13 protein-coding genes are annotated in these 12165 nt (G+C 68.0%); all 13 read right to left on the bottom strand.

All coding sequences use genetic code 11. The features are described from left to right. Nucleotides 1-39: 39 nt before the first annotated feature. Nucleotides 40-1575: an ABC transporter substrate-binding protein gene (locus FB561_RS32630; protein ID WP_202880969.1), complete on the bottom strand. Its 1536-nt coding sequence runs from the start codon at nucleotides 1573-1575 to the stop codon at nucleotides 40-42. Between the two features lie 343 nt (nucleotides 1576-1918). Further along, nucleotides 1919-2428, bottom strand: a complete 510-nt coding sequence (locus tag FB561_RS32625; protein WP_145813886.1) for a hypothetical protein — start codon at nucleotides 2426-2428, stop codon at nucleotides 1919-1921. Nucleotides 2429-2446: 18 nt separating this feature from the next. Further along, complete coding sequence (locus FB561_RS32620) at nucleotides 2447-2722, bottom strand: hypothetical protein (RefSeq protein WP_145813885.1); 276 nt, start codon at nucleotides 2720-2722, stop codon at nucleotides 2447-2449. Nucleotides 2723-2762: 40 nt separating this feature from the next. Then, on the bottom strand, nucleotides 2763-4424 hold the full coding sequence (gene sppA, locus FB561_RS32615; protein ID WP_145813884.1) for a signal peptide peptidase SppA: 1662 nt from the start codon (nucleotides 4422-4424) through the stop codon (nucleotides 2763-2765). A gap of 35 nt (nucleotides 4425-4459) precedes the next feature. Then, nucleotides 4460-5377 carry a hypothetical protein gene (locus FB561_RS32610; RefSeq protein ID WP_145813883.1) on the bottom strand — a complete coding sequence of 306 codons (918 nt, stop codon included), beginning with the start codon at nucleotides 5375-5377 and terminating at the stop codon, nucleotides 4460-4462. Between the two features lie 97 nt (nucleotides 5378-5474). Further along, nucleotides 5475-5906 carry a DUF2550 domain-containing protein gene (locus tag FB561_RS32605; RefSeq protein WP_145813882.1) on the bottom strand — a complete coding sequence of 144 codons (432 nt, stop codon included), beginning with the start codon at nucleotides 5904-5906 and terminating at the stop codon, nucleotides 5475-5477. A gap of 98 nt (nucleotides 5907-6004) precedes the next feature. Further along, complete coding sequence (locus FB561_RS32600) at nucleotides 6005-6409, bottom strand: F0F1 ATP synthase subunit epsilon (protein WP_145813881.1); 405 nt, start codon at nucleotides 6407-6409, stop codon at nucleotides 6005-6007. 1 nt (nucleotide 6410) lies between these two features. Continuing rightward, a complete protein-coding gene (gene atpD / locus FB561_RS32595) occupies nucleotides 6411-7865 on the bottom strand; it encodes a F0F1 ATP synthase subunit beta (RefSeq protein WP_145813880.1) in 1455 nt (484 codons plus the stop codon). Between the two features lie 5 nt (nucleotides 7866-7870). Then, nucleotides 7871-8782 carry a F0F1 ATP synthase subunit gamma gene (locus FB561_RS32590; RefSeq protein WP_145813879.1) on the bottom strand — a complete coding sequence of 304 codons (912 nt, stop codon included), beginning with the start codon at nucleotides 8780-8782 and terminating at the stop codon, nucleotides 7871-7873. 6 nt (nucleotides 8783-8788) lie between these two features. After that, complete coding sequence (gene atpA, locus FB561_RS32585; protein WP_145813878.1) at nucleotides 8789-10426, bottom strand: F0F1 ATP synthase subunit alpha; 1638 nt, start codon at nucleotides 10424-10426, stop codon at nucleotides 8789-8791. Nucleotides 10427-10515: 89 nt separating this feature from the next. Beyond that, on the bottom strand, nucleotides 10516-11313 hold the full coding sequence (locus FB561_RS32580; RefSeq protein WP_145813877.1) for a F0F1 ATP synthase subunit delta: 798 nt from the start codon (nucleotides 11311-11313) through the stop codon (nucleotides 10516-10518). After that, nucleotides 11313-11882 carry a F0F1 ATP synthase subunit B gene (locus FB561_RS32575; RefSeq protein ID WP_145813876.1) on the bottom strand — a complete coding sequence of 190 codons (570 nt, stop codon included), beginning with the start codon at nucleotides 11880-11882 and terminating at the stop codon, nucleotides 11313-11315. Before FB561_RS32575 ends, FB561_RS32580 begins: the two co-directional genes overlap by 1 nt. Before the next feature lie 29 nt (nucleotides 11883-11911). Beyond that, a complete protein-coding gene (atpE, locus tag FB561_RS32570) occupies nucleotides 11912-12148 on the bottom strand; it encodes an ATP synthase F0 subunit C (protein WP_145813875.1) in 237 nt (78 codons plus the stop codon). Between the last annotated feature and the right edge of the window lie 17 nt (nucleotides 12149-12165).

The raw sequence follows: 12165 nt of genomic DNA, 5'->3' as shown, positions 1-12165 counted from the left end.
CGGGGCGCGCGGGGCCGGAGACGCGCGCCCCGCAGTGCCTCAGTTCCCCCGGCGTTGCAGCTTGAGCAGGGTCAGGATCGTGTCCGGGCCCATCCCGACGAAGGGGATGTGGTCGAAGTTCTCCGGGGTCGGCCAGCCGGTCCACCGGGTCGCGTTGATCTCGACGAAGTAGTAGTTGTTGTAGATCGGGCTGAACGGCACCTTGTCCACGACGATCTGCTGCAGTTGCTTGCCCAACGTCTTCAGCTGGTCCACGTTGTCGGTGCGCTGCATCTGCGCGATCACCTGGTCGGTCTGCGGGTCGGACCAGCGGCCCTGGTTCAATGTGGCCGACTTGCCGAGCGGCTGGCGGTACGAGCTGCTGAGGAAGTTGTACACGCCGTACACACCCGCGCCGCCGGTGGACGCGGCGACCAGGTCGAACTGGCCGAGGTTCTGCTTGTCGTAGTACCCGGCGCTCGGCTGGCCCGCACCCTTCACCTCGAGCCCGAGGGTCTGCTTCCAGGTGTTGATCAGGATGTCGGCGTAGTTGCCCCAGCTCCAGTCGGAGTTGAACAGGATCGACGGCTGGTACCGCTTGCCGTCCTTGACCAGGGCGCCCTGCTCGACCGTGTACCCACCGGCGGCGAGCTCGGCCTTCGCGGCGTCCGCGTCGACCTTCTGCACCTTGCCCTTGTACTGCGGGTCCAGCCAGTCCGCGAACAACTGGTCCGAGAGACCGGTGGGACCGGCTTCCGTCCCGGGCCGCTGCAAGGTGGTGACCACGGCCGTCCGGTCGATCGTCAACGCGAGCGCCCGGCGGACGTGCACATCGTCGAACGGAGCCTTCGCGGTGTTGAACAGCACCGACATCGCGCCGCCGTTGGAGTACAGCTGGTACAGGTGCTTGTCCGGGTCCTTGGCGACGTACTCCTTCTCGCCGTTGGCCCAGGAGTTCGAGGCCCAGTCGACCTCGCCCTTCAGCAGCTGGGCCTTCAGCGCGTCCGGGCTGGTCGGGATGATCTTGTACGTACTCATCGGCAGCTTGCCGCCCCAGTAGTCGTCCCGCGCCTTCAACGTGATCTGCTGCGGCTTGAACTCGGCCAGCGTGAACGGCCCGGTCCCGACCGGCTCGGGATTCGTCCAGGTGTTGAGGTTCTGGGTCGACCAGACGTGTTTCGGCACCATCGGCAGCAGGATGTTCGCGAACTGGGTAAGCGTCGCGTAGGCCGGCTCGGCGAACCGGATCGCGAGCTGCCGGTCGTCCACCTTCGTCACCGACTTGTAGGTGATCCCGGCGATGCTGAAGTCCGGCTTCTCCAGCGGCAGCGTGAGCGAGTACAGCGCGTCGTCGACGGTGAAGGGCTTGCCGTCGGAGAACTTCACGTCATCGCGAAGCTTCACCGTGAGCAGCTTGCCGCCCTCGCCGAACGTCCAGCTCTCCGCAAGCCAGGGCTTCACCACGGCCCCGTCCCCGTAGTCGATCCGCAGCAACGGCTCGTACACGAGCTCCATGTTCGGTGCCTTGTCGGTGGCGGGCCCGAGCACGTTGTAGTTCCGGACGAACGTCGTACCCCCGTCCGTCTTCCCATGCACGATCGTGTCCCCCACAGCCTTCGCGGCCTGCGGCGAACCAGCCGGCCCCGAACACCCCACGAGAACCGCGGATACCAGGACCGCCACCGCGGCCAGAGCCCGTCGTCCACCGAATCCACTGCGCATGTCACGTCTCCCAATGCCTAGGGCAGCTGCACGTTCATACGTATGAGCACTCGCTTACAGGCAACCGGGGTCTGCTCTTACGTATGCGCAGAACCGTAGAGTTGTTAATTCCGCGCGTCAAGACCATGACGGTTCCGGAACTCACCCCACCCGCGCCGGCTACTCCCCAACCGGCATATACTCCACCCCGCTCAGCCTCGCCGACGGCGGCCGAGGGTCAGCTACTTACCACCGGACCATCATCCAGGCCAGCGAGGGGCAGGGCGTACGCACGCAGTTTGGCGAGGCTTTCAGGGCTGATCGGGTCGAGGGGGCGGTCAGGCTGAAGTGGGCAGTCGAATTCACCCGACGCCGCAAGCCAGGCGAGGACGCCATCCGCCAGGCAGGCTTCTTCGAAGAGCAGCGGTGGGTCACAGAACGGCAGACCCTCGGCGCCCACCCACGCCACGACGCAGCCGGCGGCGATCATGCCTTCGAGCGTTCGGCGTATGGCGCTGGTGAACTGCTTACCGACCGGCCAGGTCGGCAGCTGAAGCTCCCAAGCGAGAACCTCCCACCCATCACCTCCAAGCCGAACCGCAACCGGCTCCGTAGACGCCGGCCACAGCTTCTCGGAGTATCTGACCTGCGCCAGACAGCTGTCCGGCCGAAGCCCGTAGACGATCAGCCCAGGCATGAGTTCACCGTTCACCTCGACCTGTAGGAGGCTGCGTGCCGAGCGATCCATGGTGGTCCTCCCGGAGATTCAGGTCATGGATTCGATCAGAGATCGAAGCTGATCGAGTCTGAGGACGGCGGCTGAATGCTGCTCCCCCGCGAGGACCGCAAACTGAATCTTCTCAAGGTCAGCTTCGGCGAGTCGCACCACATCAGCCACTCCAGAACCGTCGTTCTTGAACAACGGAATCGCGGCCTGTAGCGACGCTTGGACCTCGCCGAGGTTCACGCGCCCGACGTCAAAGCTCTCAATTGCGAGTGTGAGGCGCTCCACGATCGAGGAGTTGTACGCGGAGAGCTTCATCGTGTGATCACGGTGAAGACGATATCTACAGCCGGGCTCCTCAGCTGAGGTGCCAGGTGAGGGGCATGGTGAGGGCTCCGGTGGGTGGGAGGCCGAGGGCTGTGTAGAGGGAGTGTTTGAGGCCGTCGATGGTCAGGGGTTGGGTGGTGACGGCCAGGTCGTCGGTGGTGGTGGGTGGGCGGAGGCGGTCGACAAGGGTGCGGTGGGGGGCGATGGTGACGGCGATGTTCTCGCGGTCGAGGCCGGCTCGGACGCAGGCTCTTTGCAGGGCTTGTTCGAAGCCGCCGAGTTCGTCGACCAGGTGGTGTTTATGGGCGTCGGCGCCGGTCCAGACGCGGCCTCTTGCCAGGGATTCGAGCCGGTCTTCGGGGAGGCCGCGGTCCTGGGCCGCCTTGGCGACGAAGTCCGCGTAGATCCGGTCAAGGGTCTGTTCGAGGCGTTCCCACTGCTCGGTGGAGAACTCCTCCTGGGCCGAGTACATCCTGGCGTTCTCACCTTCCGACACGGCCTCGGAGGTGATACCGATCCGGCCGAGCGCATCGCGGACCACGCCCTTGCCGGACAGTACGCCGATCGAGCCGGTGATCGTCCCCGGTTGCGCGACCACGACGTCCGCGGGCATGGCGACGAAGTACCCACCCGACGCCGCGACGCTGCCCATCGACGCGATCACGGGCTTCCCCGTCGCACGGAGCCGGAGTACCTCGTGGCGGATCGCGTCGGAGGCCGCGTACGAACCACCTGGGCTGTCGACGCGGAGTACGACGGCTTTCACCTTGTCGTCCTCGGCCACGGTGCGCAGGGCGGCCGTGATCGTGTCGGAGCCGGCCCGCGGACCACCGACCGGCCCGCCGCCGGAATTGCGGCCGACCACGATCCCGCCGGACACGCGGACCACCGCGACCACCGGCTTCTGCGGCCAGGGCAGGCTGTCGAGTGCCTCGTGGACGGACCGTGGTCCGCGCCGGTGATACCGCTCGGCGAGCAACGGCCGCATGTCCTCGCCGAAGCGTTTGTGCAGCTCGTCGTACACGTCGGAGCGGTAGCCGATCCGGTCGATCAGCCCGGCCTCCTGGCTCGCCTCGACCGACAACGGCGCGCTGTCGACGAGCTCGCGGACCCGCGGCTGCTCGAGCCGGCGGCCTTCGGCGATGCCCTCGACGATCTGCTCGTACGCCGATTCGGCCAGCCGCGCCGCCATCTCGCGACCGGGGCCGGTCATCTCCTTCTCGGTGAAGGTGTCCGCGGCCGTCTTGTACTCCCGGCGCTTGCCGAACTGCGGGATCACGCCGGCCTTGTCCAGCGCCCCACGGAGGAACGTGGCCTGGACCGACACCCCGGTGACCCCGAGCTCGCCCGAGGGCTGGACCCAGATCTCCTCGAACGCGGTGGCCAGGTAGTACGGCACGGTGCCGCCGCCGACCTCGCCGAACGACTCGGTCCACGCCACGGTCGGTTTGCCCGAGGCGGCGCGGAACGCGACGACGGCCGCCCGCAGTTCCTGAGTCTGCGCCAGCGACAGCGCGGGACCGCCGAGATGCGCGACCAGCCCGACGACGGACTCGTCCTCCGCACCCTTGCGCAGCGCATGCACCAGCTCACGCAGTGTCGGCAGATGCCGCGCCCGGAACGCGGCCAACGGTGACCCGGGCGGCGTCTCGAGCACACCCCGGGTGAGATCCAGTTCGAGCAGTGTCCCCATGACCCGACCCTAGACGCCCCGGTCAAGCGACGCGGTCAGGACTGGTCCAGCGCCCAGAACTTCCAGTCCGGCGGCGCGGGCGGCCACTCGGGATCGGGCAACCAGCCGGGCGGCGGCTCCCACCCGATCGGCGCGGGCGGCCAACCAGGCGCGGGGACGAAGGTGATCCCGGGCTTCCGCGGGACCACCCCGATCGACGCGAACCCCAACCCGGCGAGCGGGGCCAGGGGTACCAGGGCGTCGGCAGCAGCGATCCAGTCCGCGGGAAGCTGGTCCGCGGTGGCGCAGTACAGGGTGATCTCGGCCCGGAGGTGGTTCCCGCGGATCTTCGCCGTCGCGACCGCGGTCAGGCCGTGCGGTTCCAGGTGCCGGATCGCCGGGAGCAGGTCCCCGCTGGCCCGATCGGTCAGCTGCCCTACGCGGTGGCCGTCGACCCGTATCTCGACCAGGTCCACCGCGGCCTCGTGCAGCGTGGCGTACACGTGCCCCTCCCCCGCTCCGCCGAGGAACGGGTCGATCGCCGCCATGCACTCGTCTTCGCCGGTCACCTGGATCGCGGGGCCGTCCGGCAGCTGCAGGTACGGAACAGGTGGTCGCTGGTTGAGCGGGAGACACAGGTGCGGCGGTCCCAACGCGATGCGCACGCGGACCCGTGAGTCCTCGACCCGGATCCGGCAGGGAACCTGGGCGACCTGGCCCCGCTCGGCGAGCTCCGCGAAGCAATCGCGGTACAGCTCGACGACCTCGCCGGGAAGGTGACCGACTGTCATGCCCCGGACCTGGACAGCGACGACCACAGGATCGACCACATCGGGCAGCAGCACCGCGCTCGTGTCGATCGACCGTTCGAAGCAATCGACCGGAACGCCGACGACCTCCTGGTGGTACCCGCCACCACCCCACAGCGCGAACGGGGTCAGCTCCCCCGCCGCGAACCGTTTGCCGTGTTTCATCACGCGCCCCCCTCAGGTCACGTCACCACGAGCGTAATGAGGAGGGAGGTGCCACGGCCACTACCGCGGCGGAGCCGAGCGGGTACTCAGCGAGAACTCAGTGGTACGTCTGGCTGCTGGGTGGGGCCGATTCCATCCAGGCGAGGACGCCGGTGAGGGCCTCCTCAGTCATCGCGAAGTGCACCGTCCGGTCCCGCAGCTCGGCGTCGACGATGACGTGGCCCGCGTACGTGACCAGGGGCTCGTTGCCCATCGGGCGACGGGTGGTGACGCTCTCCAGCTGCCGGCGGTTGACCACCAGCTTCGGCCACCAGGCCAGGCTGAAGACCCGGAACCACTGCAGGTCGTCGCCGACGTAGCGGGCCAGGCCGAGCGCCCAGCCGCGGCCGTGATCCTTCTCGGCGAGTTGCAGGCTGCAATCGAACGTTCCGCCGTCCCTGGACAACCAGCGACGGCGGAACGCGAAAAGAACGATCAGTAGTACGGCAGCAAGAAAACAGACCCCGACCACATCGAGGACTGTCCTCATATGCCGACCTCATTCCTGGTGCCTCGAGCGGCGTACCGCGACAGTGCCCGACCCGAACCGTACTGACTGGTGACGCTGTTCAATTATGACAGGAGGGGTCAGACCGCCTTCTCGGCGGCCCTCACCCTCGCCTCGGCGAGCCGGACCTCTTCGGCGTCCACGTCGGTGTCGATGCCGGCCGCCTGGGCCCGCTCGAGGTCCCGCCGCGCCTCTTCGAGGTCGATGTCGTGACCCATCTCGGCGTTCTCGGCCAGGATCGAGACCCGGTCGTTGGCCACCGAGACGAAGCCGTCGGGTGCGGCCGCGACGAAGTACTCGTCGTCGACGGTCCGCACCTGGACGGTGCCACCCTGCAGCAGACCCAGCAACGGCGCGTGACCGGGCAGGATACCCACGTCACCGTCGGTGGTCCGGGCGATGACGATCTTCGCCTGGCCCTCCCACACCGTCCGCTCGGCCGCGACCAGGGCGACCTCGAGGTGCTTGCCGGATTCGTCCGCCATATCAGCTTTCCTTCTGCAGCTCAGCCCACTTGCGCTCGACGTCGTCGAGGCTGCCGACGTTGAAGAACGCCTGCTCGGCGATGTGGTCGCACTCGCCCTCGGTGATCTTCTTGAAGGACTCGATGGTGTCCTTCAGCGGCACGGTGGAACCCGCGATGTTGGTGAACTTCTCCGCCATGTACGTGTTCTGCGAGAGGAACTGCTCGATCCGGCGCGCCCGGGCGACGGTGATCTTGTCCTCTTCGGAGAGCTCGTCGACACCCAGGATGGCGATGATGTCCTGCAGTTCCTTGTTCTTCTGCAGGATCTGCTTCACCCGGACGGCCACGTCGTAGTGCTCCTGGCCGATGTACTGCGGGTCGAGGATCCGCGACGTGGAGGTCAGCGGGTCGACGGCCGGGTACAGACCACGCGACGCGATGTCGCGGGAGAGCTCGGTGGTCGCGTCGAGGTGGGCGAAGGTGGTCGCCGGCGCCGGGTCGGTGTAGTCGTCCGCGGGCACGTAGATCGCCTGCATCGAGGTGATCGAGTGACCCCGGGTCGAGGTGATCCGCTCCTGCAGCACACCCATCTCGTCGGCCAGGTTCGGCTGGTACCCCACGGCGCTGGGCATCCGGCCGAGCAGCGTGGAGACCTCGGAACCGGCCTGGGTGAACCGGAAGATGTTGTCGATGAAGAGCAGCACGTCCTGCTCCTTCACGTCGCGGAAGTACTCCGCCATCGTGAGGGCCGACAGGGCGACGCGCAGCCGGGTGCCCGGCGGCTCGTCCATCTGACCGAAGACCAGCGCGGTGTCCTTGAAGACGCCGGCCTCTTCCATCTCGTTGATGAGGTCGTTGCCCTCACGGGTCCGCTCGCCCACGCCGGCGAACACCGACGTACCACCGAAGTTGTGGGCGATCCGGTAGATCATCTCCTGGATCATGACCGTCTTGCCGACGCCCGCACCGCCGAACAGGCCGATCTTGCCGCCCTGGACGTACGGGGTGAGCAGGTCCAGCACCTTGATGCCGGTCTCCAGCATCTCGGTCTTGGACTCGAGCTGGTCGAAGGTCGGCGCCTTGCGGTGGATCGGCCAGCGCTCGGCGATCTCGAACTCGGACTCGTCCTGGTTCAGGCACTTGCCGGTGACGGACCAGACCCGGCCCTTGGTGACGTCGCCGACCGGGACGGAGATGGCCGCACCGGTGTCGCGCACCTCGGCACCGCGGACCAGGCCGTCGGTGGGCTTCATCGAGATCGCCCGGACGATGTTGTCGCCGACGTGCAGCGCGACCTCGAGGGTGATCGTCTGGGTGGTGTCGCCCAGGGTGATGTCCACCTCGAGCGCGTTGTAGATGTCGGGCATCGCGTCAGCAGCGAACTCGACGTCGACGACCGGGCCGATCACCCGGGCGACGCGACCGACGCCCGGGGCGCCCGCCTCGTTGTTCTTCTCGGTAACCGTGGCAGTCATCTCTCTCACTCGCTCCCGGCGTTCGCGTCGGCGAGCGCACTCGCGCCACCGACGATCTCGCTGATTTCCTGGGTAATTTGCGCCTGACGCGCCTGGTTGAACTCCCGCGTCAGGGACTCGATCAGGTCCTGCGCGTTGTCGGTCGCGGACTTCATCGCCCGCTGCCGGCTGGCCAGCTCGGAGGCCGCCGCCTGCAGCATGCAGAAGTGGATCCGGCTCGCGACGTACTTCGGCAGCAGCGCGTCCAGCACGTCCTCGGCGGACGGCTCGAACTCGTACAGCGGCAGGACCTCGTCGGCTTCCGGTGGCTCCTCGCCCTCGACGACCTCCAGCGGCAGCAGCCGGATCACCTCCGGGCGCTGCGTCAGCATCGACACGAACCGGGTGAAGACGATGTGGATCTCGTCCACGCCGCCCTCCTCGGTCGGGGTCAGGAAGGCCTCGATCAGCGAATCGGCGACCTCCCGGGCCCAGGCGAAGCTCGGGGCGTCGGACTCACCACTCCACGACTGCGCGACCTCGCGCTCGCGGAAGGTGTAGTAGGCGATCGCCTTGCGGCCGGTCAGGTACGGCACGATCTCCTTCCCGTCCTCGCGGAGCAGCTGGGTCAGCCGCTCACCCTCGCGAATGACGTTCGAGGAGTACGCGCCGGCCTGGCCGCGGTCCGAGGTGATCAGCAGCACCGCGGCCCGTCGGGGGTTCGGCTTCTCGGTGGTCAGCGGGTGGTCGACGTTCGAGAACGTCGCCACCGCCGACACGGCACGGGTGAGCTCACGCGCGTACGGGCCGGCCGCCTGGGCGCGTTGCTGCGCCTTGACGATCCGGGACGCCGCGATGAGCTCCATCGCGCGGGTGAGCTTCTTGATCGTCGAGACCGAGGCCCGACGCTCACGAAGCTCCCGCAGACTGGCTGGCACGGTCGATCAGCCCCGCTTCTGCCGGACGATCTGCTCCTGCTCGACGTCCTCTTCGTCCATCGCCTCAGTCTCCTCCTTGCCGACCAGCAGCTGGCCTTCGGAGGTCTGGAAGGTGGGCTTGAAGGCGTCCAGCGCGGACGTCACGGCCTGGGCCGCGTCATCGTCGAACTGGCCCGACTCGCGGATGCTGTCGAGCACCTTGCTCTCCCGCCGCAGGTAGTCCAGGAACTCACGCTCGAACCGGAGCACGTCGTTGGTCGGGACGTCGTCGAACTTGCCCGTCGTACCGGACCAGATGGAGACCGTCTGCTCCTCGACCGGGTACGGCGAGTACTGCGGCTGACGGAGCAGCTCGACCAGCCGCCGGCCACGGTCCAGCTGACGGCGCGAGGTGGCGTCGAGGTCGGAGGCGAACATCGCGAACGCCTCCATCGCGCGGAACTGGGCCAGGTCCAGCTTCAGCGAGCCGGAAACCTTCTTCATGCCCTTGACCTGCGCGGCGCCGCCGACCCGGGACACCGAGATACCGACGTCGATGGCGGGGCGGATGTTGGCGTTGAACAGGTCCGACTGGAGGAAGATCTGGCCGTCGGTGATGGAGATGACGTTGGTCGGGATGAAGGCCGAGACGTCGTTCGCCTTGGTCTCGATCACCGGCAGACCGGTCATCGAGCCGCCACCGAGCTCGTTCGACAGCTTCGCGCAACGCTCGAGCAGCCGGCTGTGCAGGTAGAAGACGTCACCCGGGTACGCCTCACGGCCCGGCGGGCGACGCAGCAGCAGCGACATCGAGCGGTACGCCTCGGCCTGCTTGCTCAGGTCGTCGAACACGATCAGGACGTGCTTGCCCTGGTACATCCAGTGCTGGCCGATCGCCGAGCCGGTGTACGGCGCGACGTACTTGAAGCCGGCCGGGTCGGACGCCGGGGAGGCGACGATGGTGGTGTACTCCATCGCGCCGGCCTCTTCGAGCGCACCGCGCACGGAGGCGATCGTCGAGCCCTTCTGGCCGATCGCGACGTAGATGCAGCGCACCTGCTTCGTCGGGTCGCCGGACTCCCAGTTCGACTTCTGGTTGATGATCGTGTCGATCGCGATCGCGGTCTTGCCGGTCTTGCGGTCGCCGATGATCAGCTGACGCTGGCCGCGGCCGATCGGGATCATGCCGTCGATCGCCTTGATGCCGGTCTGCAGCGGCTCGCGGACCTCCTGGCGGTCCATCACGCCGGCCGCCTGGAGCTCGAGCGGGCGGGTGCCCTCGAGGTCCTTGATCTCGCCGAGGCCGTCGATCGGCCGGCCCATCGGGTCGACGACGCGGCCGAGGTAGCCCTCGCCGACCGCGACCGACAGCACCTGACCGGTCCGGCGGACCTGCTGGCCCTCCTCGACGCCGTCGAACTCACCGAGCACGACGACACCGATGTCACGGACGTCCAGGTTCAGGGCGATGCCCTGGGTGCCGTCCTCGAACTCGAGCAGTTCGTTGGTCATCGCCGAGGGCAGACCCTCGACGTGCGCGATGCCGTCACCTGCGTCGACGACCGTGCCGACCTCTTCCCGGGTCGCCGTCTCCGGCTCGTAGCTGGAGACGAAGCGATCCAGGGCGTCCCGGATCTCCTCCGGCCTGATCGTGAGCTCCGCCATTTGCTCTTCCCTGCTTCCTTGACCTAGCTGGCCTGTCGTGTGGCTCCCGAGGCGTTGCCGGGCCTGGAAGCCGGAGATGTCGTTGGGGGTCAGCCCGCGATGCGCCGCTGCGCCTCGTCGAGTCTGGCCGCGATCGTTCCGTCGATCACTTCGTCACCGATGTCCACCCGGACGCCGCCGACGACGTTCGGGTCGACGATCACGTTCAGCTGGATCTGCCGGCCGTACTGCCGGCCGAGGATCTCGGCGAGCCGGGTCCGGTCCGCCTCGGTGAGGTCGGTGGCCACCCGCACGGTCGCGATGCTGGCGTTCTTCCGGGCCGCCGCGGCGACCTGGTACGCCCGCAGCGACGCCGCGAGGCTCCGGCCCCGGCCGTCCACCGCGCGCCCGGCCAGCCGCACCGTGGTGACGTCGGCCTTGCCCTGCAGCAGATCGGTGATCAGCTCCTGCCGAGCCGCTACCGGGATGCTGCGGTCGCCCAGCTTGCCGGCCAGCGTCCGCTCGGCGGCGAGGACCCGGTCCAGCCGGAACAGCTCGTCCTCGACCTCGTCGAGCTTGCCCAGTACCGCGGCGTGCGCCACGTCGGCCTGCACGCTCAGGTCGTCCAGGGCGTCGGCGAGGTCACGACTGCTGACCCAACGGCCGTTGACCGCGGCCGAGAGGATCTGCTGCGCCTGCGCGGAGACCTTCCCGGTGAACAACTGCTCGGCCAGCCCGGACCGGCCCGCCGCCGACCGCGACGGGTCGGTCAGCGCCCGGCGCAGCGCGCCGTTGCCGTCCAGCACCTTCGCGATCGAGAACAGCTCGGTCCCGAGCCCCTCGGTGACGGTGACACCCGCCAGGGCCTCTTCGGCCCGGGCGAGTGACTCCTGCGACGCGCCGCGCATCAGCCGTCCGTTCCGACGGCCTGCCGCGCGGACTCCTGCGACTCCAGGTCGGTCAGGAATCGCTCGACGATGCGACGCTGCCGCGCCTCGTCCTCGAGCGACTCACCGACGATGCGGCCGGCCAGCGACGTGGCCATCGAGCCGACCTCGCCGCGCAGCGACGCGACGGCCTGGGTCCGCTCGGCCTCGATCTGGGTCCGGGCGTGGCTCACGATCCGCTCGGCCTCGACATTCGCCTGCTCACGCATCTCCGCGATGATCTGCGCACCCTGCTCACGCGCGTCCTCACGAATCTTCGCGGCCTCCTGCCGGGCCTCGGCCAGCTGCGCGTTGTACTTCTCCAGCGCCGCCTTCGCCTCGGCCTGCGCCTGCTTGGCCTCGTTCATCCCGCCCTCGATCGCCTGCGTCCGATCGGCATAAGCCTTCTCGAACTTGGGCACGACGATCTTGGCGAAGGCGATGGCCAGCAGGATCAGGAAGACGAAGCCGAAGATGATCTCGGCGGTGTGCGGCATGAGCGGATTCGGCTCCGCACCCGCCTCACTCAGCGGTAGCACCATCGTCGTCATGTCTCAGTCCTGTCAGTCAGGGGGGTTGGTCAGGCGCCCGAACGGAAGACGAAGGCCAGGGCGATACCGATGATCGCCAGAACCTCGGTCACGCCGAAGCCGATCCACGCGATCGACTGGAGCTTGCTCTGCGCCTCCGGCTGGCGGGCGGTGCCGTTGATGACGGCGGCAAAGATCAGACCGACACCGACACCCGGGCCGATCGCGGCAAGGCCGTAGCCGAGGACGGCGATGTTGCCGGAGATCTCGAGAGCGATGTTGCTCATTGCGATGTGTTCCTTTC

Source organism: Kribbella amoyensis (genome assembly GCF_007828865.1).
Taxonomy (GTDB): domain Bacteria; phylum Actinomycetota; class Actinomycetes; order Propionibacteriales; family Kribbellaceae; genus Kribbella; species Kribbella amoyensis.
This window is presented reverse-complemented; position numbering and strand designations above follow the sequence as displayed.